This window comes from Methanopyrus sp., assembly GCF_053997775.1.
The window spans coordinates 20492-44617 of sequence record NZ_JBMXXF010000010.1; the positions used below are offsets into that span (position 1 = coordinate 20492).

Consider the following 24126-nt stretch of genomic DNA (forward strand, 5'->3'; position numbering starts at 1 on the left):
GCTAACCCCCCGCCAGCCGGGCGGCCAAGCGCAGCGCCCGCGCGTACCCGGAGGACCGCTGCGCCCGGGACGTGTCCACGAACACCACCCCCTCTGACAGCGCCGAGAGCACCGGGGCCCCGTGACTCCTGAACCCGGCCACCAGGGAGAGCGTCCGGAACGCCAGGTTCCCCAGCACCCCGCCCGTGAACAGGAGCACGTCCCGATCCACCGCCCGCTCCACCAGGATCCCAACGTGCTCCGCCCGCAACCCCCTCTCCCGCAGAAGCCGCGCCGCCAGCTCACCCACGGCCAGCCACTCGTCCACCCGCGGATGCCTACCAACGTCCTCCAGCCGCCCCGAGGACACGACCGCGACCCGGGGCTCCTCCACCCCGAGCCGCCGACAGAAGTCCACCGCGAGCTCCCCAAGGCGCACCAGCTCTCCCACCTCCCACCCCTCATCGATCCCCACCGGGGTTAACAGGGTAAAACCACCATCCCGCTCCAGCACGGTGGACCGGCCCGTGAACCCGACCCCCAACCTCTCCACCAGCTCCTTCACGCACGCCGCCGGCACCGCCCCCCGGACCGCCGCGTCCAGCTCCCCGTCGAGCAGGTCCGCAACCATCCTGGACCCCGGATCCTCGCAGCGAACGACCCTCACGCCCGCGTCGACCCGGTCATCGGCGTAGACCACCGCGTCCACCCCGTTCACCCTCTCCACCGCCCGGGCGACCCTCCTTAGTCCCCCCTTCACCCGTCGCGACGCCGCGATCCCCACCCGAACCAAGCCCGATCCCCCCGTGATGACAGACGGCCCTAGCTGACCGGATGATGTGGCTCGGGCAGGCTGATCCGGACCCCTCCCGACCGCGCGAACCGGGCGGCGCCGGGTCCACCACGGTCACCGATTTATGCCCCGTGACCGGGCACGGGCCGGCCCCACGACGGTTCGGGGGAGGGGTCCGGTGTCCCGCGTCGTCCTCGCGTACTCCGGCGGGCTGGACACGTCCGTCTGCATCGAGCTGCTCCGGGAGCGGTACGGGTACGATGAGGTGATCACGGTAACGGGCTACGTGGGCCAGCCGGAGGAGGAGGTGAAGGAGGCCGAGCGCAAGGCCCGGAAGCTGGCCGACGAGCACCGCACGATCGACTGCCTCGAGGAGTTCGTGACCGAGTACTGCTGGCGGGCCGTCAAGGCCAACGCGGAGTACGAGGGGTACCCGCTGAGCACCGCCCTCGCCCGCCCGCTCCTGGCCGAGAAGGTCCTCGAGGTGGCCCGGGAGGTGGACGCGGACGCGATCGCCCACGGGTGCACGGGCAAGGGGAACGACCAGTACCGGTTCGAGGCGTACCTCCGCGCCCACGCCGGGGACGAGTTCGAGATCCTCGCCCCGATCCGCGAGCTGAACCTGACCCGGGACGAGGAAATCGAGTACGCCCGGGAGCACGGGATTCCCGTGCCCGTGGACGCGGACAGCCCCTACAGCATCGACGAGAACCTTTGGGGTCGGTCCATCGAGGGGGGCGAGCTCGAGGATCCCACCCGGGAGCCCCCCGAGGAGGTCTTCGAGTGGACGCGTAGCCCCAAGGAGGCGCCCGACGAGCCGAAGGTCGTGGAGATCGAGTTCGAGGAGGGCGTCCCGGTTTCCGCGGACGGTCGCGAGGACCCGGTGGAAATCGTTCGGTACCTGAACGAGACGGCCGGCGAGCACGGGGTGGGCCGGATCGACATCATCGAGGACCGGGTGGTCGGGCTCAAGTCCCGGGAGGTGTACGAGGCGCCCGCCGCCGTGACGCTCCTGGAGGCCCACCGGGCGCTCGAGGCCCTGACGCTGACCCGCCGCGAACTCGCCCTAAAGGACCGCATGGACGACCTCTGGTCGGAGCTCGTGTACCAGGGCCTCTGGTTCGACCCGCTCCGGGAGCACCTCGAGGCGTTCATCGACTCCACGCAGCGCCACGTGACGGGCACGGTACGGGTCAAGCTGCACAAGGGGCGCGTCCAGGTCGTCTCCCGGGAGTCCCCGCACTCCCTGTACGACGAGCGCCTGATCTCCTACGAGGAGAAGGAGTTCGACCAGCGGGTGGCCGAGGGCGCCGTCCGACTCCACGGCCTCCAGGAGAGGCTCGCCCTGAGGCGCCGATAGCCCCCGCCCGCCCTACCAAGTTTACTAATTTCAGAATCCAAGGGGGTGACCCGAAGGGGGTGATCCCCCGTGCTGACCCTCCTGCTCGCCCTACTCCTCACCCCCGCGCCCGGGGCGGCGGACGTCACGCTCCACGTCGTCCCGTACACGGACAACAACGCGTGGTCCCCGGCCCACGCCTCCCAGCTGAGGAAGCTACTCACCTGGTGCCGCGAGCATGATGTTAGCCTGGCCGCGTTCTACTTCGAGGCGGCCCACCGGAACGCCCCCGACGTGACCCGGGTGCTGCGGGAGTTCGCCGACAACGGCACGATCACCGTCACGGGTACGCAGACGGTCTCCCACGCCCTGGGTGGCCTCCCCTACTCCATCCAGTACTGGGAGCTCGTCCGCGGCCTCCAGTACGCCCGAGACCGGCTCGACCGCCCGGACCCGCTCCTCCACGTTCCGTACTGGGTCCTCGACGAGACCACACTGAGGGCCTGCGCGAAGGTCGGGATCCGCGCGCTGGTCAGCGGCCTGGGACCGGGAGTCGACCCGGACTTCCTCCGGCGAAGGTACCCGGAGCTAACCCGGGTGGACGCGGTCGGCCGGCACCTCCTCGTCGGCCGGTGGAAGGTGGAGGGGACCACGATCTACCACCTACCCGCCCTGTCGTTCACGAACGACCTGGGCGGCTCGGCCGACCTCGCCCTCTCCCGGCTCGAGCGGGGCCTCGAGCTGCTCCTACGATCGGGCCTGGTGCGAGACGGCGACCGGCTGGTGGTGTGGGTGCTGCTCGAGCCGTGGCAGATGAGCGACGCGACGCTGTCGGAGTTCGAGTCCCTCCTGGACCGGCTCAAGCGGGGCGTCACCCTGAGGGTGGACGGGCTGACCGCCCGGATCGAGCTCGCAGACCCCAAACGGGTGGTGAGGAACCTGGACTCGTACCGCTCGATCGAGCTTCCCACCCCGAGCTACGAGCGCGCCCTCCGGTACGAGGGGTACGCGCCGATCCGCGACCTGCAGGTGGACCCGGAGGTTCGGTGCCTGTACGAGCGGTACCTGAAAACCCTCAGGAGCGTCGACGACCGGCTGAGCCGGCTCCTGGAACTGGGGCTCGTGGACCGGGAGCTGGAGCGCCGCCTCGACCGGGTGGTCCAACTGGCCTGGAACGACGCGGCCCTCTACGCGGCCCTGCAGGGGTGGAAGAACCTCGACCTGGTGAAGAGGTACCTGAGGTCGCTGCTCGACGCGGCCCGGGAGCTCGCCCGAGCGGTGAACGAGCGGTACCTTAGGGTGGTGGGAGGACGACACCACGCCCCGCTGGGCGCCAGTGGAGGTTCGAGCGCGGGCCGCGCCAAGGTCGCGAGGTCCGAGATTAGCCCCGGACCCGCCCAGGCCGGAAAGGCGGCTCGAACCGCTCCGACCCAAGGAGGCACCGGAGCTCGAACGAGCAGCGCCCCTACCGGGCGGCCCCAGGGCGGGAGCGCGAGATCGGAGGGATCCTCGGAGGTGAAGGAGGCGAGGAAGAAGGTGAGTGAGGAGAGGAAGGGGGAGAACGGGGCCCGGAACGGCGGGACGAGTGACCGGGCCTCCAGGACCACTCGGCCCGGGGCACCCCTCGATCGCACGCCCACCGGGCCCGTCGTCCACCTGCCCGTCTTAGCGCTTCTACTTCGACGCCGCGTCAGGATCGGCTGAGGACTTCCCAGTACTTCGAGAGGCGCCGCGCCACCTCCTCCACCCGCTCGGGGCCCTCCGGGTTCTCCTCCGGTGATCCGGCCGGCTCGCGCAGGTCCGTGGGCAGCCCGGCCAGCCCGCAGACGACGGCCAGGTTGGTGTACGGGAGCCCGTCCTCCACGGAGTACCCTCCCTCCAGCACCGCCACGGGGCCCAGGGCGTTCACTTCCTCGGCCAGCTTCACCGCCCTCCGCATCATCCACTCGTAGCCGCGGGCGGTCACCGCCAGGTTCGTGATCGGATCGGTGAAGTGGCAGTCCTGGCCCGCGGAGATCAGGATCAGGTCGGGCCCGTACTCGCGCACGATCGGGTCGATGATTCGCTTGAAGGCCCGTCGGTAGGTGCGATCCCCCGAGCCCGGGGGCACCGGGATGTTCACGGTGTACCCCTCGCCCTTCCCCTCACCCACCTCGTGCGGGAACCCGGTGCCCGGGTACAGGGTCCTCCCATCCTGGTGTATAGAGACGTACAGCACGTCGTCCCGGTCGTAGAAGATCTCCTGCGTTCCGTCCCCGTGGTGCGCGTCCCAGTCAAGGATCGCGATCCGCTCCACGCCGAGCTCCCGAAGCGCGTACTCCGCGGCGATCGCAACGTTGTTGAAGTAGCAGAAGCCCGCCGCCTTCGCCCGGCCCGCGTGGTGCCCGGGCGGCCTCACCATGGCGAAGGCGACGTCGTACTCCCCGCTCACCGTCAGCTCGACCGCCCGGAGGGCCCCGCCCGCCGCCAGCCTCGCCTGCTCGTACGTGCGACCCGTGACGATCGTGTCCGCGTCGATGACCCCGCCACCCTGCTCGCTCATCCGACGAATCAGCTCCACGTGCTCCGGCTCGTGCACCAGCTCGAGCTCTTCCCTCCCCGCCGGCCTCGGTTCAACCAGCTCGATCCCCTCCACCTCAAGCACGCCCTCCTCGCGCAGTCGGTCCACGGTGTAGGAGAGGCGCTCCCGCCGCTCCGGATGCGTGGGGTGCTGCTCGTGCTCCAGGTACTCCTCGTCGTAGACCAGCGCCAGCCGTCGCTCCGCCCTCCACACGCGCCCCTCACCCCCGGATGACGAGAGGGCGGGGGTGACCCGGGGCGGGATGATCGGGGAGACCGCTGCCGAGGGGGACGGCCCGTGCGGGTCACGAGGCTGAAAGGGTTGACCGTGTCCTGGGACGCGAGGCCGCTCGCCCCCAACTCCGTGTACGGGGAGGATTACCGGAGGGTCCACGAGAACGTCTCCGCCGTGCTGGAGGCGGTCTCCGAGGCGTTCGGCGAGCCCGAGGGTGACCTGGCGATCGGTTTCAGCGGGGGCAAGGACAGCTTCACCTGCGCGCTCGCCCTCCGACCGTTCCTCGAGGGGTGGGACGCGAAGGCGCGGCTCGTGACCGTCGACGTGCGCGTCTGCGGGGTGGAGATCTGGCGCCCGTATCGGCGGGACCTGGAGCGGATGGCCGAGGAGTTGGGCTACAGGCTGAAGTTCGTGCGACCGTCCGAGGACGTGGAGGACCTGGCGGAGGAGATGAACAAGCCGCCGTGCAAGGTTTGCTCCGCCCTGCGCCGCCGGGAGCTTGCGGAGCGGTACGACTGGGTCGCGTATGGGCACACGGCCGAGGACGCGCTGGAGACGCTGCTGATGAGCGCGAACCGGGCCCGGGGAGCGGGCACGTTCCCGCCCGCGGAGTACCTGGAGGAGGACGACGCCTACCTCCTCCGTCCCCTGTACGTGGTCAGCGAGCTCCGCACGGCCCGGATCTACCGGGAGATCCGCGAGCGGTTGAGCCTGCCCAGGGTCGAGCCGGAGTGCCCGCACGCGAAGCGGTACCGGGACGCCGACTCCCCCCGCCGGCTGGCCGCGGAGGCCGTGGAGGGGATCCGCCGGCTGGCCCGCGTTCGGGACGAGCTCGCCGTGGAGAACGTGGCTCGGGGGTTGGCCCGAATGGCGCTGGCCGACGTCGCGTGCGGGCGGGACCGGTTTCCCTCCCTGCGCTGATCCGGCCCGCGAATCGTTATGAGAATCGTAACGATTTCCGGTGGAGCCGCGGCCGGGATTTGAACCCGGGACCACGGCCTTACCAAGGCCGCGCTCTAACCAGGCTGAGCTGCCGCGGCGCGCCCGTACCGGGCCCCTCCCTCACGTTTAAAAACGTTGCGTGCCTAGTGGAGGACGAGCGCCACCGGCACCGCGCAGAGCGGCACGGTCAGCGCGGCCAGCCCCAGGGCCGCGAGCGAGCGGGCCGAGGTGACCCTCAGCCCCGCCAGCACCTTGGACCCGTCCAGCGGCGGGATCGGGAGCAGGTTGGCCAGTTGCAGCGCGGCGTTCCAGGCGGCCCCGTGCGGGACGATCGGCAGGAGGATCAGCCCGGCGAGCGCCCCGCTGAACGGGCCCGCCGCCGCGATGAGCGCCTCAGTGTCCGGCGTGGTGGGCAGGTGCTCGACGAAGGCCCCACCGAGCGGGAGGAACACTGGGGCGGACGCTGGCACCCCCAGCAGCCGGCAGGCGAGGTAGTGCCCCAGCTCGTGGAAGAACACGCCCACCACCACCGCCAGCCCGACCGGCCCCCAGATCCCCCAGTGCAGGAGCGCGCTGATTCCCAACGTTTGGATGGTCTTGCCCCACCCGTACCCCACCTTGAGCGCGGTCCCCGCGAGCTTCGCGATCCCGGGCATCCCCGACCACCCCACGGGGGTGAGACGCGTTGTCCGAGACCGAGGCCTTCGAGCGGGCCTGCCGCGAGCTGATCGAAAAAATGCTCTCGGGCGAGATCCGGACGAAGAGGGAGCTGCAGGACGCGAAGCGGGAGGTCTGCCGTAAGTATCGGCTGTCCAAGTTCCCGACGGACGCGGACGTGCTGGAGCACGCGACGCCCGAGGAGCGGAGGAAGCTCCGCGAGATCGTGGTGAAGAAGCCCGTCCGATCGATCTCGGGCGTGGCAGTCGTCGCCGTGATGGCGAAGCCGTACCCCTGCCCGCACGGGCGCTGCGCGTACTGCCCGGGCGGGCCGGAGCGGGGCGTCCCGCAGAGCTACACGGGCAAGGAGCCGGCCGGTCGTCGGGCCAAGGAGCACGACTTCCACCCGCGCCGACAGGTGGAGGCCCGGCTGCGCCAGCTGGAGATATCGGGCCACCCGACGGACAAGGTCGAGCTCATCGTCATGGGCGGCACGTTCCCGGCCATGCCCCTCTGCTACCAGGAGTGGTTCGTGCGGGAGTGCCTCAACGCGCTGACGGGCAAGGACGCGCTCACGATCGAGGAGGCGCAGAAGCACGCGGAGACCGCCGAGCACCGGCCCGTGGGGATCACGTTCGAGACCCGCCCGGATTACTGCAAGGAGGAGCACGTGGACCGGATGCTCCGGCTGGGCGCCACGCGCGTCGAGGTGGGCGTGCAGACGATCTACGACTTCATCCTCAAGCGCGTCGAGCGGGGCCACACGGTCCGGGACACGATCGAGGCCACCCGGATCCTGAAGGACGCCGGCCTTAAGGTGTGCTACCACGTGATGCCGGGCCTGCCCGGGTCCGACCCCGACCGGGACCTTCGCATGTTTAAGCGCCTGTTCAAGGACCCGCGGTTCAAGCCGGACATGCTGAAGATCTACCCGTGCATGGTCTTCGAGGACACGCCCCTCTACGACCTGTGGAAGCGGGGCGAGTACGAGCCGTACGACGAGGAAACGGCCGTGCGGGTGATCGCGGAGGCCAAGCGCCGGTACATCCCCGAGTACTGCCGGATCATGCGCGTGCAGCGGGACATCCCGGCGCACCTGGCCGCGGCGGGCATTCGAAAGACGAACCTGCGGCAGCTCGTCCACGAGTACATGGAGGAGCGCGGCTGGGAGTGCCGGTGCATCCGGTGCCGGGAGGCGGGTCACCGGATGCGCGAGGGGGTCGAGATCGACCCGGAGCGGGCCGAGCTGCGCATCATCCGGGAGCGGACGTGGCGGGGCGGCGTCGACTACTTCCTGGCCTACGAGGACCCGGAGGCGGACGCGATCCTCGGGTACCTACGCCTACGGAAGCCCACGGAGCACGCGCACCGCCCCGAGGTCGACCCGGAGACCGCCATCGTGCGCGAGCTGAAGGTCGTCGGACCCACCGTCCCCCTCGGCGAGAGGGACTCGGAGGCGGTGCAGCACCGCGGATTCGGCGAGCGGCTGATGAAGAAGGCGGAGGAGCTCGCGGAGAGCGAGCTCGGCGCGGAGAGGATCCTCGTGATCAGCGCCATCGGCACCCGGGAGTACTACCGACGGCTGGGCTACGAACGCGTGGGCCCGTACATGGGCAAGGAGCTCGGCTAACCCGGGACCAGGATCACCGGCACGTCCCGCACGCACTCCTCGATCCCGCGCCGGAACGTGATCTTCTCGAACCCCGGCACGCTGCCCACGCCCACCACCACCGCGTCGGCGCCCGCCTCCTTCGCGAACTCCATCACGGCCTCCGGACCCTCCCCCTCCACCACCTCGAACCGCGCCCCGTACTCCCGCCTCACCAGCTCCTCGATCAGGGACGCCTCCTGACGCATGAACTCCTTCAACGCACGCGCCATCTCCTCGTTCAACCCCTTGAACGCCCGCGCGTCGATCAGGTACACCGCGATCACGTCCTCCGTCCGCTCCCGCGCGTAATCCAGCGCCCGAAACGAGGGATCCGAACCGTCCATCAGCACGACGTACCGAGCCATCAACCACCCTCCCCTAGCAGCACCTCCACCCGGGCTAACTTCACCACCTGCAGCAGGTGAGCCACCACCCGGTTCAACCCCTCCCCCACCACCCGATCCAGCGCCGGCACGCCCTTTAGCCCCACCGCCCGCAACCGCTCCCCCTCCTCCAACACCGGAAGCCCGAAGAACCGGGCCGGCGTCACCGTCGCCGCCCGCAGCGCGTCCACCGGCCGCATCCCCAACCGCAGCCAGGCGTACCGGGCCTCCTCCCACACGTCCGGCTCCACGCACATCCCGTTGTCCGTGCCCAGCGCGAGCCTCAACCCCCGCAGCCGCTCCACCTCCGGCACCCCGAGCTCGAAGTACTCGTTCGAGCGCGGGCAGAGCACGACCAAGGGATCCAACTCCCTGAGCAGCTCCTCATCCCGGCCCGTTAACACCACGCAATGCACCACCCCGTCCGGCTCCAACAGCTCCACCGCCCGCTCCAGCTCCGTCACCCCGTGCTCCCGCACGCACTCCCGCACCGACCGCCAGCTCTCGTTCACGTGCACGAACACCCGCAGCCCCGAGTCCCGCACCGCCTCCAACGCCTCCCCCGGCAGGTGCACGTCCGGCACGCCCACGAACTCCGTCACCGCCCGCAACCGCCGCAGCTCCCCCTCCAACCGCTCCGGCTCCCACGAGCCCGGACGACCCATCGGCACGTACTCCGGAAACCCCACCCGGCCCGCCGCCCTCAGCCCCAACCGCACCCCCTCCGGACCACCCTCCCGAAAGTCCGCCACGCCCGGGCAGCCGAACCGCAACGACGCCGCCAGAAACCCCGAGATCGCCCCCTCCAGCTCCCCCTCGTCCACCTCCCTCAACAGCCGATGCTTCAACCCGTCCGGCGGGGCCACCACCCGCTCCAGCGGCCGGCCCAGACCCGCGTGACGAAACGCCCAATCCGCCGCGTGAACGTGGGCGTTGAACGGGGCCGGAAGGAGCGCGTCGTAGGCCCGACCACCCCGCTCGCGACACTCCTCGACCCGACGAACCACCCCGTCCCGCACCTCCACCGTCACCGGCGCGTAGGGCTCCAGACCCTCACCCACCAACCCCAGGTCCGCTGTGATCACCCCATCCCTCACTCGCCGCACCGGCAGGGCTTCCGCCCGCACTTCGGGCACTTCCCCGGATACTTTTCCCTCAGCAGCTCCTCCACGTCCACCCCGACCACGTTGGCCAGCGAGAAGGCCCACGCGATCACATCCGCCAGCTCCTCTCGAATCCCCTCCTCGTCCCCGCGACGCACCGCCTCCGCCAGCTCCCCCACCTCCTCCACCAGCCAGAGCAGCGTCCGCTCCGGGCCCCGCTCCCGATCCTTCTCCCCGTAAATCTCGTCCATCAACCGCTGAAACTCGGAGATCCTCATGCCTTTCCCACCCGCCCGTACCCACCGCCTCCGGCCGTCTTCACGACGAGCATGTCACCCGGCTCGAGCACGGTCGAATCCTTCGACCCCAACCGCTCCACCGACCCGTCCGCCCGCTCCACCAAGTACTCAGCGGGCGCGCCCGGCTCACCGCCCTCCGCCCCCCTCGGACCCCGCTCCACCCTGTCCCCCAGCACCGTGACCCGGCACCGCTCCAGCGCCAGGTACCGGCGCACGATCCCGTCCCCGCCCCGCCGCTCCCCCGCACCACCGCTCCCCCGACGGACCGTGTACTCCAGGATCCGGATCGGGTACTCCCGCTCCACGTGCTCCACCGGCGTGTTGGCCGTGTTGGTCAGGTACACGTGCACGGCGCTCTCCCCGTCCCGCTCCGGGGAGGCCCCCGCGCCCCCACCGATCGTCTCGTAGTACGCGAAGTCCGGGCCCCCGATCGCCACGTTGTTCATCGACCCGTGCGAGTGGGCCGGCAGGTCGGGGATCGCCCCCCGCAGCGCGTCCAGCACCGCGTCCACGATGCGCTGCGACGTCTCCACGTTGCCCGCGCACACGGGGGCCGGCGGGCGCGGGTTGACCACCGTCCCCTCCGGGGCCCGCACGCGAATGGGCCGGTACGCCCCCTCCGACGCGGGCGTCCCCGGGTCCAGCGCGGCCTTGAGCACGAAGAAGACCGCCGAGTACGTCACCGGCAACGGGGCGTTGACCGGCCCGTCCACCTGCTCGCTCGTCCCCGAGAAATCGACCGTGATCTCGTCCCCCTCCACGCTCACGGTCACCTTGATCCACACGTCCCCGTCCGAGACCCCATCACCCTCCAGCCGATCCGCCCCGTGATACTCCCCGTCCGGCAGCCGCTCGATCGCCCGCCTCATGCGCCGCTCCGCGTACTCCTTCGCCCACTCGCACGCTTCCCGGAACGCCTCCACCCCGTGCTCCTCCACCAGCTCCCCCACCCGCTCGCAGCCCAACAGCGCGGCGGAGAGCTGCGCCAGCAGGTCGTACCGCCGCTCCCGTCCCCCGCGCGAGTTGGCCTCGATCAGCCGCAGCAACTCCTCCCGCGGCTCCCCACCCTCCGCCAGCCTGACCGGCGGGATCCGCAGACCCTCCGCGTACACGTCCTCCGCATCGTGCGGCATGCTCCCCGGCGCCTTCCCACCCACGTCCGCGTGATGCGCGCGGACCGCCGCGAACCCCAGCGGCTCCCCCTCGTGGAAGATCGGCGCGACGACGGTCAGATCCGGCAGGTGCGTGCCGCCCCGGTACGGGTCGTTCACCAGGAACGCGTCCCCGGGCTCCATCTCCCCCGGATCGAACTCCTCCAGCACCGCCCGAACGGCCCAGCGCATGGACCCCAGGTGCACCGGGATGTGCTCCGCCTGCGCGACGAGCTCCCCCTCCGCGTCGTACACCGCGCAGGAGAAGTCCTCCCGTTCCCGAATGTTGGGCGAGAACGCGCTCCGACGCAGGTGCGCCCCCATCTCCTCGCACGCGTAGATCAACCCCTGCCGGATCACCTCCCGGCGCAACCCCTAACCCCCCAGCACCCCGGACAGCCCGCGCAGGAACGCCCGCCGCACCCGCTCGTACGCGTTCACCACCCCCGGACCCACGTGCAGCAGCACGTCCCCCTCCCGGGAACGCCTCGCGACCTCCCGCGCCGCCTCCTCCACCGACCGCACCGCTACCCCCTCGCAGCCCGACTCCTCCGCCCCGCGCACCACCTCCCGGGCCGCGTCCATGTCGAGCCGCTCCAACGTCTCGTTGAACCCACTCGCTGCCACGAAGTCCGCGAACTCCCCCACGATCCGCCCAAACTCCCGCTTGTCCCGCTCCGTCACCGTGTCCGGGTTATCCACGCTCACGAGCAACCGACCCCCACGCTCCTCCGCCAACCCCCGGAACGGCGGCAGGCTCGCCCGCAGACCCTCCGGGTTGTGCGCCGCGTCCAGGTACGCGACCCGCCCCGCGAACTCCCCCACCAACTCCATCCGACCCGGCACGCCCTCGAACGTATCGAGCCCCTCCTCCACCCCCTCCGGGTCCGCCCCGAACTCCAGGCAGGCCGCCACGGCCCCCGTGCAGTTCTCCACGTAATAACCCAGCAGCCGGAACCCCGCCTCCACCCGACACCCCGGCCCCTCCACCACCAACCGCCCGTCCACCCGACGCCCGAAGTAGTCCGCCTCCCCACTCCGCACGGAGTACCACACCGCCCCCTCCAACCGCTCCCGCAGCTCCCGACAGTCGTACCCCGCCACGACCGTCTCACTCATCCCCACGATCGTCAGCTTCCGACGCACGTACCGCTCGAACGACCCCCCGAACTCGTCCAAGTGCTCCGGCGCGACGTTCGTCAGCACGCCCACGTCCAGCCGAATCCCCGACGCCAGCCGGATCGTCCCGTGCGGCAGCTCCACCACCGCCACGTCGTACCCCTCCACCTCCCCCGTCACCACCCCCTCCACGAGCGCCTCGATCACCAGGTGACGATCCAGGGACGAGCACCGCCACACGTCGTACCCGCACGCCTCCAACAGGTGCGCGATCGCCCAGGTAGTGGTCGTCTTCCCGTTCGTCCCCGTCACCCCGACGGCCGGAACCGGAAAGAGACTCCCCAACACCTCCGCCACGTCCCGCACCGTGATCCGCTCCGGCACCCGCTCCGCCAACCGCCGCCCCTCCGCACCCTCCGGGATCGCGGGCGAGACGAAGACCGCGTCCGCGGCCTCAAACAGCCCCGGATCGTGCCCCCCCAGGACCACCTCCACCCCCTCCCGCTCCAACACCTCCAGGTACTCCCGCTCCTCCGACGTGAACTCCTCCCACTCCCGCACGTCGTTCACCACCACCTCGCACCCCACGTGGTTCAACAACCGCGCGACCGACCGACCCGCGCTCCCCGCTCCGACAACTATAACCCGACTCAAACCCCTCACCCCCACGGGCGGGGAGGCCGCCTTGACCGCCGAGACCCGCCGCCTCACCTTAAACGCTGCCGCCGGCCCCGTGACCGGCTACCTCTGCCGCGTCCACACCCCCGACGGGACCCCCGGCCTCGGCTTCGGCTACGACCCCACCACCGCCCACGAGATGGCCATCCTCGACGCCGAAGCCCGCTCCGAAGGCCTACCCCTCACCGAGATCCTCGGCGGCGAACCCCGCACCCTCCAATCCGCCCTCCGCCTCCACCCCGAGGACGGCCCCCGCGAGGCCCAGCACGGCCTCACCGCCGGCTACACCACCGCCCGCATCCCCGCCGACACCCCCCACGCCACCGCCATCTCCACCCTCGACTTCGACACCATCCTCCTCGACTTCCCCGACCACCCCAACGAACGCACCCTCGAGGAGATCCGCGCCGCCACCGACGCCGAGGTCATCGCGCTCACCCCCCGCGAGTTCGACGCCGACGTCCCCGTGTACGTCAAGGTGCGCACCGAGGACGAACTCCACGCCCTCGACGCCGCCGACGGCGTCGCCCTCACCGTCCAACGCGTCGGCTTCCTCGACACCATCCTCCTCGGTCGCAAGGCCCGCGAACAGGGCCTGAAAATCGCCATCCTCACCGAACTCGAGAGCGCCGTTTCCGTCAAGGCCGCCGCCCACCTCGCCGGCGCCCTCAACGCCGAGATCTGCGACCTCTCCGGCCACCTCCCCCTCTACGAGGACCTCGAATCCCTCGGCTACGCCCCGGAGCTCGAACTCACCGGACCCGGCCGCGAGGTCCGCGTCCACCACGACCCCTACGAACTCGCCGAGGCCCCATGAACCCCCACGCCAACCGTTACAAGACCCGTAACGATTCGAGAGGGGGCGTAGGAGAGGGCTAGCGCCGGCGCGCCGCCAGCGGGAGCAGCGCGACCAGCGCCAGCACCGGTAGCACCGGACCCTTGCCCCTCTTACCACCCCGCCTCTCCAGCTTACTCACCCGCTTCTCCAGACCCTTCACCTGACCCTGCAGGCCCTCCACCCGCTGCTTCACCTGCTGCACCTCCCGGCTCACGGACGAGACGCCACCCTCCAGCTCCTTCAGCGTCTCGTACCGGTGCCGCCACGCCGGCAGCTGCAGCGAGATGTAGCTCGCCAGCACCTTCGCCACCGCCTCCACGGCGTTCGGAGCGTCCAGCACGCCCCGCCGCACGTAGATGACGTACATGTCATCGCTCGTGCCCAGCTGATCCTTGGAGATCTTGTAAATGCGGGTGTTGATGTAGACCGTCGCACTCTTCCGTTTACCATCCTGCACGTACGTGTACTGCTCCTTGTCAGCCTGGGTCTCGGCCGCGAGCTGCGCGTTGAAGTGCCTCAGGATGGCCTCCTTGTAGTCGTACACGTTCGGCTCGCCCTGCTTCGGGTTACCCTCGAACAGCTTCCGGTCCGTGATCCCCGTCACCGTCAGGTACGGAACCACCAGCACGTACTTCACGCCGGCCTTGTTCAGCTCCTGCATCACCTGCTTGAAGTTGTCGTACCTAATGGACCACCGAGACTTCTCCCACTTCTCCGGCCCGATCTCCGGGTTGTTGAAGGCGAAGAACTTGGCCTTGCTCCGATCGATCCCGAGCTTCTCCGCGAGGCGCTTGAGCACGTACTCGATGTTCGCCTTGTAGTCCTGCCAGTAGCTGACCCTCAGCGTGCCGAACGCGATCACCAGCAGTCCGAGCTCGTCCTTGACCTTATTGATCAGATCCCCTAGTGTGGGGTTCTGGATGCCACTCAGCAGGTTCTGCAGGTTGGAGTCTGAGATGTTCACCAGCCGCTTCTTCTCCTCCTCCTTGACGTTCCCGTACATCAGCTCCGGGACGACGCCCAGGTCGTCCTGCCGGTCCCAGGACGCGATGCCGAACTGCTGGTACACGTACGCGTACCTCGGGACCTTCTGGTCCTCCACCAGCACCCGCTCGATCAGCTCCGGGATCTCCACGCCCTGGTGCTGACCGCCCCGGTTCAGGAACGCCGGCAGGATCACGATCAGCCCGTCCTTACCCTTGTTCGTGAACTGCGCCGCCTGCTTCAGCGCGTACCCGAACTCCGTCTCCAGGGTCTCCTCCTCCGTCCGGATCGACTCCTGGTGGATCTCGTACGTCTTGCCGCCCTGCAGCGTGACCTCGGTCACACCGAACGTCTCGAACTCGCCCGGGTACACCTTGATGTCGTAGCCCTCGCTGAAGGTCGCCGACAGGTACTCCTGGAGCTTCTCCGGCAGCTGGTGGGCCTTGTACACCCAGTGCGGGTCGTAGCTGCCGTGGTACGGCAGCACCACGGCCACCTTGAAGCTCTCCTCCTCCGCCAGCGCGGGCCCCATCAGGGCCGTCAGGGCGGCGAGGAGCACGGCCAGGGGTCTCACGTGGGTGGACCCCCCGGGGACGCCGCCGTCCTTTACTGATAATAAGATTAGAATCGGTTCGAACCGGTGAACCTAGGTTAACACGTCTTTGGTAACAATAAAAATTGGTTTAGTAATCAGCCAGGGGATCGGTCCGGCGGGGAGATTGCGGGGAAGAAGAGGCGGGAAAAAGCGGGGGCCTAGCGCCGGCGTCGGAGGAGGGCCAGCGCGACGGCCACCGCCAGCGGGTGGACCGGGATCCCGTGGGTTCCCCGGGTCCCCCTCGCACCGGTCTTTCCACCGCCCTTGCCGGTCTCGCTGGCGCCCCGCTCCGTCGCGCCGACGTTGGGGATCAGCCGGTGCACGTCCGCGGTGGTTCGCTGGAGGAACACCTCGGGGTGGGAGAACGCCACCGCGCAGAGGGTGCCGTACATCTGCGAGGAGGCGTCCACCCGCTCGAAGTTCTCCCGGTTCGGGTAGGGGAACGCGGCCAGCCCGTCGTACTGCACGCACTCACGGTACAGCCACTCCTGCTCGCTCTCCATCGTCGCCCCGAGCCGGTTGAGCTCCCGTATCGCGTCGTCCCCCAGCCCCAGCCGCCGGGCGAGGGTCAGCGCCATGAGCACGCGGGCCGTGTGGAGCACGTACGGGCCCACGCCCGACAGTCGGGTGCTGGAGTACGCCCAGCCGACGGCCTTCTTGCCGTCGAACTGCACCACCGAGGCGCTCCGGTACTTAGCCGCCCAGTCCACGAGAGCCTTCAGGGCCCGGTTGATGCAGTCGGCCAGCTTGTTCTTGTCCAGGCCCAGCTCGTCCGCGAGGGAGTACGCGTCGATCAGTCCGAGCAGGATCGTCGCCTCCGAGGGCGGCGCGTACCGGGAGCCCATGATCGCGGCGGACTCCATCCTCCACAGGTTCGGTCCCTCCTCGCTGTTCGGCGGGTTTTGGTGGGATTCGAGCCACTGCACGGCCTTCCGGATCGCCCGCTTGATCTGGTTCACCGTGGCCTCGCTCAGTCCGATCAGGTCCCGGTACCGGTAGGCCTCGCACAGGGCCCGCAGGGCCTGGCCCGTGTACAGCGGGTCCTCCGTCTTCGACCACGTCCGGTTCGCGCTGTACCCGCCGTCTTCCAGCTGCTGGTCGAGGAGGAACCGCACGGCCGCCTGCGCGCACTTGGCCACGTCGTACCGGGCGCCGTTCAGCGTGACCTCCCGGATGTTCAGCCGCAGGGCGGGGATCACCACGTCGGCCAGGATCTGCGCCGTCCTCAGGACGTGCCCCTTGCCGGATGGGAACCGGGTCTTGCCCGAGGATAGAACCACCTTCCAGCCCCAGCCGCCGTCCTTGTGCTGCAGCGATAGGAGCTTGGCGAGGGCGGTGGTCACCGCGGTCGCCATCCGGGACCGGTAGGGCTCGGGCCAGTCCTTGACGTGCGCCTCTCCGCTCAGCAGCGCGGCGTAGATCGAGGACAGCGCCGAGTAGGTCCCGTAGATCACCTCGCCGGACGACTCCCACCTCGCGTGACCGTACTTGGCCGTCCAGTACACGCACTCCTTGGACGCGTGCAGCTGGATCCTGCCCGGGAACAGGTAGTACCGCGGGTCGCCCTCCTTCGCCTGCTGGGACAGCCTCTTGGCCTCGTCGAGGGCCACCCAGTAGCGCGCGGCCTTGTCGATGACCGGCCCCCAGTTCGCCGGGTGCGCGGCCGCCGCCCCCGCGAGGCAGAGGGCGGCGGTGAGGGCGAGAATCAGCCGCCTCACGCGCGGCCTCCCCCTAAACCGTTATTTAGGTGCGGTTAACGCCGTTCCCGCGCGGGGTCCCTGAACTTGGTTGTAAAAGTGTTTCGCTTAATTTTATCGCTGGTGGCGCTGGTCTCGCCGTTCTGCGGGCCCGTGGGCGCCGTTCACGTGGTCCTGTTCACGAACGCGCCGCTGACCGGGGTGCACGAGGCGGCCCGTGAGGCGGGGGTATCCGTCAGCGTTTACCCGGTCCCGAAGCAGCCGGAGGACGTTTCCAGGATCCCCTGGGACGTGGTGGACCGCGAGCTGTCCCGCACCGACGTGCTGGTGATCGACGCCATGGGCGGCGTGCCCCGGGTGCTCGCGGAGCGGCTCTCCGGGCGGCTGGGCGGGCCCGCTCCCGACCTCCAGTCGCTCGCCCGGCTGGTCTCGCGCCGGGTGCCGATCGTGTTGGTGGTGCATCAGAAGCTCGAGCGCTCCGCCGCCGTGATCCGGGGCGGTCGGCTGGCCGGGGTGGCGGGGCGACCGGGAGTGGCGGACGCCGTGGTCGCGCACGTGTGGTTGTGCCTGCACTCGGGGGACGCGCGGGCCCTGCTCTCCTTCCTGGCCTGGTTGGCGGATCCCCGGTACCCGACGGAGCGGGTCGTGCCGCCCCGGCACCTGGGTGAGGTGGCGCTGTCGGTGTACGTGCCGGGGCTGGGGTATCGGTCGCTGGAGGTGCGGGTGGATGAGGGGGCGTTCCGGCGGTGGCTGTCCCGGCTGGAGCGGGGCGATCGTGGCCTGATCGTCTACGAGCCCCGGGTGTCCCGGGACCTGCCGGGGTGGGTGGCGGAGGCGCTCGGTGAGGCCGTGACCCGGCTGGGTGATGTGCTCCGTGGGCTGCCGGACGACCTGGTGGTGGTGCTCGCGCACGGTGCGTACCTGATGACGCCGGTGAGGCGCGTCGTGGAGGCGGTGGTGGACCGGTTGGACGCGGTGGCGCGTCGGTACGGGGCGCGGGCGGTGGGGGTGTTCTGCGGGCTCGGGCTCGTGACGCCGGCGATGGTGCTGGATCGGCTTTGGGAGCTGGGGAAGCGGGTGGAGGCGGTGGTCAGCCTTCGGGCCTTCACCCTGGACTTCCCGCGGCCGGCGGAGTACGTGCTGTCCCGGTTGAACGCGCCGCTGGTGCAGGTGGTCTTCCCGTTCCTGGGCGACGAGCGGATGAGCGTGGGTGAGTACGCGGGCGAGTTGGCGGGGCCGCTGCTGGAGTGGACGTACCAGGTGCAACTGGGCTCGGAGCGGGAGGGTGGGTTCTGGTTCCGCGTACTCTGGTTGAACTCGCCTGAGGGCCCGCGGCTGCTGCCGGGCACGCTGGACGATCTGGCGGGGTTGGTGGAGCGGCTGCTCAGGCTGCGGAGGCTGCCGAACCGGGAGAAGCGGGTGGCGCTCGTGGTCTACTGCTACCCGCCGGGCCGCTCGGGGTTGGGGGCCGCGTACCTGGACGTGCCGCGGAGCCTGGTGCGCCTGCTGGCCGCGCTGGCCGCGTGGGGGTTCGATCTGGGCCCGGCCACCCCGTTCTTCGCGCGCCTGTGGTCCTGGTACCGGGAGGATCCGGAGCGGGCGAGGCGGTGGGAGGACGCGCTCGCGGTGGCGCTGGAGGCGCTCGCCGCCGGGGTGGACCCGCGCCACCCGGAGCGCTCGGTGGCGTTGCTGGTGAACGTGGGTCCGTGGAGTCGGCCGGAGCTGGGTCGAATCGTGCGCCTGTATCGGGGGGGTCGGGCGGAGTGGTCGACGAGCGTGGACGGGACGCGGGTGGAGGTGGTGGTGGAGCGGGGCGTGGTGCGGGTTCGGGTGGACGGTGAGGAGGTCACGCTGGGTCGGGTCTCGTCGGACCAGTTGGTCCCGGCGGGCGTGGTGGAGCGGTGGTTCCGGGAGGACGTGGTGTCGCGGTTGGAGCGGTACCTGGAGCTGGTGCGGAGGTGCGATCCGGCCCGGTACGAGCGGGCGCGCCGGGTCGTGGAGGGGATGCTGCGGTCGTTCCGGGAGCTGTGGGGGTCGTCGTCGGACAACCGGGGGCTGATGGTCTACGAGGGTCGGTGCCTGGTCCCGGCCCTGGTGGTGGGGAAGGTGGCGATCGTCCTGCAGCCGCCCCGGGGCTGGTCGAGCACGTCCGTCACGTACCACTCGCGGACGCTGCCGCCGCACTGGCAGTACATCGCGGCGTACGGGTGGATCCGGCGCGTGTTCCGGGCGGACGCGGTGGTGTACGTGGGCACGCACGGGACGTTCGAGTTCCTGCCGGGGCACGACCGGGGTCTCACGGTCACGGACTGGACGCACCTGCTGCTGCCGGACGTCCCGCAGGGGTACTTCTACATCGTCTCGAACCCGGGCGAGGCGCTGCTGGCCAAGTACCGGGGCGGCGCGGTCCTGATCACCTACCCGTCCCCGCCGACCGGGTACTTCCGGGACTTCGAGCGGTACGCGCGGTTGGAGCGGCTCTGGTCCGAGTACGTCGCGTCCTCGGCGTACGGGGGCAGCCCGACCGTCCAGCGGGAGGTGCTGCGGCGGATCGTGGAGGAGGCCAAGCGGCTGGGCCTGCTGGAGGAGGTCGTGCGCGCGATCTTCCAGGAGCGTGGCGAGGCGCCCCCGAGGGACGCGGAGCGGTGGGCGTTGGAGCACCCGGACGAGTTCCTGAGCGAGCTGCACGACTACCTGCTCAGCCTGCGGGGTGAGGCCTGCTTCTACGGGCTGCACGTCCTGGGGGAGGACCTGCCGCCGGAGGTCGCGCTGCGGGAGGCGGTGATGGTGTACGCCCCGCGTTTCGTCCCGTACCTGGCGGTCGTGTCGGGCCTCGCGGGCAAGGCCACGCTGCAGGAGGTGTACCGGCTCCTCGACGAGCGACCGGACCTGTACGACCGGCTGAGGGAGGCCTCGATCCGGGTCCTGGAGCGGTTCCTGCGGCTGGTCCTCTCCGAGCCGGCGCTGGTGAGGAGACTCGACGAGTGGGTGCGCCTGATGGACGAGGGTGAGCTCAAGGACGACGCGGACCTACTCTCCCGGGCGGATCAGATCCTGCACGAGCCCTGGGTGTACTCAACCCTGCTCGACCGGTTCTCGGAGGCGCTGTCCTCGGAGGGGATGGTCAAGGTCACCCGGGAGTACGACGAGGACCTGGTGAAGATGCTCGCGGACGCGTACCGGGAGTACGTGCACGTGCTCCGCTCCGGTTGGTACGAGCTGGAGGGGCTCCGAACGTTCCTGACCGGGGGGCACGTGCCCACGGGCGGGCTCGGGGAGCCGCTGTGGAACCCGCGGGCCTTCCCCGTCGGGCGCAACGGGGTGCCGTTCGATCCGGAGACCCTGCCCACCCCGGAGGCGTGGGACGTGGCCCGGCGGCTCGTGGACGAGCTGCTCGCCCGGTACTACCGGACGTATCACCGGTGGCCGGAGACCGTCACCGTGGTCCTGTTCGCGGCCCACGAGCTGACCTCCGGGGGCCTCGGGATCGCGGAGGTCCTCTACCTGCTCGGTGTGAAGCCGGTGTGGGACCCGGGCACCGGGCGGGTCGTGGGACTCCGGGTGATCCCGCTGGACCGGCTCACGGTCCGGGTGAACGGCGTCCCCGTGCGGAGGCCGCGGATCGACGTGATCGCCCTCTGCACCGCGGTCATGACGTCGATCGAGCCGCTGGTCCGACTGCTGGCGCTCGCCTCCCGGATGGTCTGCCGGCTGGACGAGCCGCCGGAGTGGAACTACCCGAGGAAGCACTACCTGGAGCTCGTGCGGGAGGGCGTGGACGAGCGGCTCGCCGCGACGCGGGTGTTCGGGGAGCCCCCGGGTGACCCGCAGGGGACCGGGGTTAACCGGGTCATCGAGTTCGGGTGGTCGAGCCTGACGCGCGGGCTGGGTGTCTCCGGGTCCGGGGACCTGGACCGGCGCCTGACGGAGCCGATCGTGCGATCGTTCGAGTCCCGCGTCGCGTACGCGTTCATCGTCGAGGCCCCGGACGGGACGGAGGTCCGGCTCGACGAGCTGACCGGCTACCGGGCGGCGGTGCCCGCGCTGCGGGTCTTCCGGGCGCTGTCGCGGACCGTGGACGTGGTCGTGGACCAGATCGTGAACGCGTTCAACGTGATCGACGTCAACGACTACTACTCGTGGGTCGGCGGGATGGCCGCCTACGTCCGCCGGCTGCGCGGTCGCGAGCCGCTGGTGTACTTCACCGTCGCCCGGAGCCCGATGACGGCGAGCGTGCAGAGCCTGGCCGAGCGGCTCTCCATCGAGACCCGCTCGGAGCTGCTGAGCCCGAGCTGGTGGCGCGCGCTGATGGCGCACGATCCGGACGTGGGCTGGCACGAGGTGGAGAAGCGGCTCGGCAACCTCATCGGCGTCCTCTCCACCATGCGCCAGGCGCGCTCGGTGGGCGACGTGCTGCTGACCCAGGTCGCCCGCACGGTCGTCACCATGCTGGGCAGGTACCGGCCCCGAACCGCCCTGGGCTGGGCGAACGTGCAGTCCGCGCTGTCCTGGCTCGTCGAGGCCGCCCGAACCGGCCTGTGGCACCCGGACCGGAAGACCCTGGCCGAGGTCGTCCGGGCCTGGGCGCGGGTGACGGCCCGGTACGGACCCTCCACCTGCCACCACACGAGCCCCAACCCGAGCACCGTCGCCTACGTCCAGCACGTGGCGGCCGCCCTCAACCTCCCGGACGTGCAGCAGCTGCTCCCCGACATCGTGGCCGCCTACCAGGCCCTGGACAACCCGGAGATCGTCCGCGACATCCGGGAACTCACTCGGCTCGGCGCCGCCACCGCCCCCACGGCCCCGACGACCACGATCGCCCCCGCCCCCTCACCTCCCCGACCCGGTCCCCGATCCCCGGCGACCAGGGTCACGACCCGTAGCCACCCATCGGGCCGAGCCATCGGGGGCGCCCAACCCACCCGGGTCAGCCCGAGGCGGACCCTCCGAACCGCCCTGAGGGCCGCGACGACCGCCGTGCGCTCCCTTGCCCGGGCGATCACCCACGCCAGCGCCTCCCAGGCCGCCAGCGCCGCGCGCGCCCTCCACCGGGCCGTCTCCAACGTCGCCAGGGCCGCCACCGCGCTGGCCCGGACCACGTACGCGATCGCGAGGAACCCCACCGGCCGAGTCGGGCTGACCGGAGGGCGCCGGGGAGGGTCCGCCCGGACGATCTCGCTCCGCGGGGCCCGACCGGTGGTCCGGGCCGCGGCCGGATCCCCGGCCACCGCCGCCCCGTCCGGCGGGTCTCGGGCGACCGCCTCCAGACCCTCTAAGGCCGCTCGAGGCCGGTTGTCCCACGAGCGGGCGAGGGCTCAGGCCGCCCGCGCGATGCGTCGGGCGGGTACCGCCTCCACGCCGCCCCGGAGAATCTGGGAGTGGGTGCTGGCCCTGATGCTGACGCTCCTGGCCCTGTCGGTGGGGGCGCTCTGGAAACGCCGTGAGATGACCGGGAAACCGCCGAGGTGGTGATGAATCAGAGCTCGAACCAGCCGGGTAGGGCGTACGGGACGCGCGGTCGGCGCCCCCTCAGGAACGCGTCCAGCGCCTCCTTTCGGCCGACCCCGGGGAGCCGGGCGAGCGTGTCCGGCCCGTCCTCCCTGCGGATCGGTAGCGGGACGACCTCCACGGAGCGCGCCCCGTGCCCCACCACGAGCCCGTCGATCCACTCCCCGGGCCTCCGCTCGGCCACCAGCCGGCACGCGATCGGGTAGGAGCCGATCTGCCGGGCGAACTCGGGCTTACGGGGCTCCACGCGGAGGCGCCGGAGGACGGTCCCCTTCGGGGCGACGCGGCGGAGCAGCTTCGGGTCGATCTCCTCCCGGACGAACCGCTTGAAGGCGACCGCCCGCTCCCGGTTCCGCTCGAGCCATCGGGTCCCGTGCCGCTCCATCTCCGTGCCGGGGAAGGGGACGACGTTGCGCACGTTGATGCGCCGGACGACGAGGCCTCGCTCCACCAGCTCCCTCAGCGCGCGCTCGTCGGTCCGGTAGCGCTCGCGGTCCTCGCCGATCAGTCCGCACACGAGGTTGATCCCGGGAAGCACGTACGGGAGGCCGTTCCACCCGCGGATGCGGCCGATCGAGGTCACGACGCGGACGGCGCGGAACGCCTCCTCCCGGGATCGGACGTTGAGGTTGTTGCGCTTGGCGACGCGCTCGTCGAACGTCTCGATGCCGAAGGCGAGCACGTTCCCGGGCGTCCCGTACCGGACGAGGAGCTTCGTGACCTCCCGGGACTCCTCCGGGTGCTCGGCGATGACGGCGGGGTTGGCGTTGTCGACGTGGAGCGTGAGCAGGTCCGGGGCGACCGCGTTGATCCCGCGGAGCAGGCGGCGCAGGGCCCCGGGGTTGGGTCGGGGACGCTCGGTCTCGCCGATTCCCCGGGCCAGGTAGGAGTAGATGCACGGCTGCCGGCCCAGTCGGAAGTGTCGTACGCCGACCCGGTAGAGCGCCTTCACCTCCTCGATGACGTGCTCCGGGGGCCGGAACTCGGGCTTCCCGTACCTCGGGACCTCCGTGCAGAAGGAGCAGCCGCCGGTGAGGTACCGGGGGCAGCCTCGGTAGGTCTCCAGCTCGGCGATCACGGCGTCGGGGTAGTCCACGTGCTCGCGGGCGGCGGGGGCTCCCTTGACCGCGTACTCCCGGAGCTCCTCGATCGTGCGCTCGCGCTCCGGGTCCACGGCCTCGGGTGAGCCCTCGCGGACGAGGTCGTGCACGACCGCCTCGACGTCCCCGGTGGCGACGAGGTCCACGCCCTCGATCTCGGTCTCCGGGGGCTCGCCCCCGATCCGGCCGTGGCCGGACTGGGCGGCCGGACCGCCGAGGACGGTGATCGCGTCCGTGCCCCGCAGGATCTCGAGCATCTCGCTCAGGTCCGCGGGTTCGGCGCCGAGGTACCGGCCCGGCGTGTGCACGCCGCAGATGCCCACGACCACGTCGAAGCGGTCGAGGTCGACCTTCCCCTCCCTCACCCGCTCGATGGGAACGTAGCGGACCTCGGAGGCGCCGGCGGCCCGGGCGGCCCCGTAGGCGTACCGGGGGTGGGTGCCGAGGTAGGGTGGGACGCCGAGTCCCGCGGGCTCGTCGGTGTACCCGTCGACGATGGCGACCCGCACGCGG

At 70.8% G+C, this 24126-nt stretch carries 17 protein-coding genes and 1 tRNA gene; 6 read left to right on the forward strand and 12 right to left on the reverse strand.

Annotated features, from left to right (window positions below):
* Position 1: 1 nt before the first annotated feature.
* Positions 2 to 763, reverse strand: coding sequence for a methanogenesis marker protein Mmp4/MtxX (gene mtxX / locus ACXJJV_RS01840; protein ID WP_456466513.1), 762 nt, complete (start codon positions 761 to 763; stop codon positions 2 to 4).
* A gap of 187 nt (positions 764 to 950) precedes the next feature.
* Here mtxX and ACXJJV_RS01845 point away from each other — a divergent pair, with 187 nt between their 5' ends.
* Together ACXJJV_RS01845 and ACXJJV_RS01850 are read left to right on the forward strand one after the other, a co-directional pair.
* Positions 951 to 2132: an argininosuccinate synthase gene (locus tag ACXJJV_RS01845; RefSeq protein WP_456466472.1), complete on the forward strand. Its 1182-nt coding sequence runs from the start codon at positions 951 to 953 to the stop codon at positions 2130 to 2132.
* A 69-nt stretch (positions 2133 to 2201) separates the two neighbouring features.
* A complete protein-coding gene (locus ACXJJV_RS01850; RefSeq protein WP_456466473.1) occupies positions 2202 to 3815 on the forward strand; it encodes a polysaccharide deacetylase family protein in 1614 nt (537 codons plus the stop codon).
* On the opposite strand, the gene ACXJJV_RS01855 is transcribed toward ACXJJV_RS01850, so the two are convergent.
* The gene (locus tag ACXJJV_RS01855) at positions 3802 to 4884 is read right to left on the reverse strand and encodes a histone deacetylase family protein (RefSeq protein ID WP_456466474.1); all 1083 of its coding nucleotides are present in this window, start codon (positions 4882 to 4884) and stop codon (positions 3802 to 3804) included. The two genes, ACXJJV_RS01850 and ACXJJV_RS01855, sit on opposite strands and share 14 nt — an antisense overlap.
* A gap of 84 nt (positions 4885 to 4968) precedes the next feature.
* Here ACXJJV_RS01855 and ACXJJV_RS01860 point away from each other — a divergent pair, with 84 nt between their 5' ends.
* Entirely contained in the window at positions 4969 to 5826 is an 858-nt protein-coding gene (locus ACXJJV_RS01860) for a PP-loop family protein (protein ID WP_456466475.1), read from the forward strand.
* 41 nt (positions 5827 to 5867) lie between these two features.
* Here ACXJJV_RS01860 and ACXJJV_RS01865 read toward each other — a convergent pair.
* Both ACXJJV_RS01865 and ACXJJV_RS01870 read right to left on the reverse strand, forming a co-directional pair.
* Positions 5868 to 5945: transfer RNA gene (locus ACXJJV_RS01865), tRNA-Thr, on the reverse strand.
* 45 nt (positions 5946 to 5990) lie between these two features.
* Positions 5991 to 6503 carry a metalloprotease gene (locus ACXJJV_RS01870; RefSeq protein ID WP_456466476.1) on the reverse strand — a complete coding sequence of 171 codons (513 nt, stop codon included), beginning with the start codon at positions 6501 to 6503 and terminating at the stop codon, positions 5991 to 5993.
* A gap of 29 nt (positions 6504 to 6532) precedes the next feature.
* Between ACXJJV_RS01870 and ACXJJV_RS01875 the strand changes: the two genes are divergently transcribed.
* Positions 6533 to 8134, forward strand: a complete 1602-nt coding sequence (locus ACXJJV_RS01875) for a tRNA uridine(34) 5-carboxymethylaminomethyl modification radical SAM/GNAT enzyme Elp3 (RefSeq protein WP_456466477.1) — start codon at positions 6533 to 6535, stop codon at positions 8132 to 8134.
* On the opposite strand, the gene ACXJJV_RS01880 is transcribed toward ACXJJV_RS01875, so the two are convergent.
* Genes ACXJJV_RS01880 through ACXJJV_RS01900 form a run of 5 tightly spaced genes read right to left on the reverse strand, consistent with a single transcriptional unit; the run spans position 8131 to position 12864 of the window.
* Positions 8131 to 8520 carry a universal stress protein gene (locus ACXJJV_RS01880; RefSeq protein ID WP_456466478.1) on the reverse strand — a complete coding sequence of 130 codons (390 nt, stop codon included), beginning with the start codon at positions 8518 to 8520 and terminating at the stop codon, positions 8131 to 8133. The two genes, ACXJJV_RS01875 and ACXJJV_RS01880, sit on opposite strands and share 4 nt — an antisense overlap.
* Positions 8520 to 9623 carry an amidohydrolase family protein gene (locus ACXJJV_RS01885; RefSeq protein ID WP_456466479.1) on the reverse strand — a complete coding sequence of 368 codons (1104 nt, stop codon included), beginning with the start codon at positions 9621 to 9623 and terminating at the stop codon, positions 8520 to 8522. The genes ACXJJV_RS01880 and ACXJJV_RS01885 overlap by 1 nt, the downstream gene beginning before the upstream one ends.
* Positions 9624 to 9631: 8 nt before the next feature.
* A complete protein-coding gene (locus tag ACXJJV_RS01890) occupies positions 9632 to 9919 on the reverse strand; it encodes a MazG nucleotide pyrophosphohydrolase domain-containing protein (protein WP_456466480.1) in 288 nt (95 codons plus the stop codon).
* Entirely contained in the window at positions 9916 to 11463 is a 1548-nt protein-coding gene (locus tag ACXJJV_RS01895; RefSeq protein ID WP_456466481.1) for a hydantoinase B/oxoprolinase family protein, read from the reverse strand. Before ACXJJV_RS01895 ends, ACXJJV_RS01890 begins: the two co-directional genes overlap by 4 nt.
* A 3-nt stretch (positions 11464 to 11466) precedes the next feature.
* Positions 11467 to 12864 (reverse strand): Mur ligase family protein, encoded by a 1398-nt coding sequence (locus tag ACXJJV_RS01900; protein WP_456466482.1) that lies wholly within the window; start codon positions 12862 to 12864, stop codon positions 11467 to 11469.
* A gap of 31 nt (positions 12865 to 12895) precedes the next feature.
* Here ACXJJV_RS01900 and ACXJJV_RS01905 point away from each other — a divergent pair, with 31 nt between their 5' ends.
* The gene (locus ACXJJV_RS01905; RefSeq protein WP_456466483.1) at positions 12896 to 13705 is read left to right on the forward strand and encodes a hypothetical protein; all 810 of its coding nucleotides are present in this window, start codon (positions 12896 to 12898) and stop codon (positions 13703 to 13705) included.
* Between the two features lie 58 nt (positions 13706 to 13763).
* Here ACXJJV_RS01905 and ACXJJV_RS01910 read toward each other — a convergent pair whose 3' ends face one another.
* Positions 13764 to 15284 (reverse strand): hypothetical protein, encoded by a 1521-nt coding sequence (locus ACXJJV_RS01910; RefSeq protein ID WP_456466484.1) that lies wholly within the window; start codon positions 15282 to 15284, stop codon positions 13764 to 13766.
* Between the two features lie 179 nt (positions 15285 to 15463).
* A complete protein-coding gene (locus tag ACXJJV_RS01915; protein WP_456466485.1) occupies positions 15464 to 17023 on the reverse strand; it encodes a prenyltransferase/squalene oxidase repeat-containing protein in 1560 nt (519 codons plus the stop codon).
* A 66-nt stretch (positions 17024 to 17089) separates the two neighbouring features.
* Here ACXJJV_RS01915 and ACXJJV_RS01920 point away from each other — a divergent pair, with 66 nt between their 5' ends.
* Complete coding sequence (locus ACXJJV_RS01920) at positions 17090 to 22477, forward strand: cobaltochelatase subunit CobN (RefSeq protein WP_456466486.1); 5388 nt, start codon at positions 17090 to 17092, stop codon at positions 22475 to 22477.
* Positions 22478 to 22481: 4 nt separating this feature from the next.
* Here ACXJJV_RS01920 and ACXJJV_RS01925 read toward each other — a convergent pair whose 3' ends face one another.
* Positions 22482 to 24122, reverse strand: coding sequence for a radical SAM protein (locus ACXJJV_RS01925; protein ID WP_456466487.1), 1641 nt, complete (start codon positions 24120 to 24122; stop codon positions 22482 to 22484).
* Positions 24123 to 24126 lie beyond the last annotated feature (4 nt).

What these genes read in the sequence shown, in the direction of transcription:
- ACXJJV_RS01870 (WP_456466476.1), bottom strand. Translation starts at nt 6,503, where the DNA reads ATGCCCGGGATCGCGAAGCTCGCGGGGACCGCGCTCAAGGTGGGGTAC.
- ACXJJV_RS01880 (WP_456466478.1), bottom strand. Translation starts at nt 8,520, where the DNA reads ATGGCTCGGTACGTCGTGCTGATGGACGGTTCGGATCCCTCGTTTCGG.
- ACXJJV_RS01890 (WP_456466480.1), bottom strand. Translation starts at nt 9,919, where the DNA reads ATGAGGATCTCCGAGTTTCAGCGGTTGATGGACGAGATTTACGGGGAG.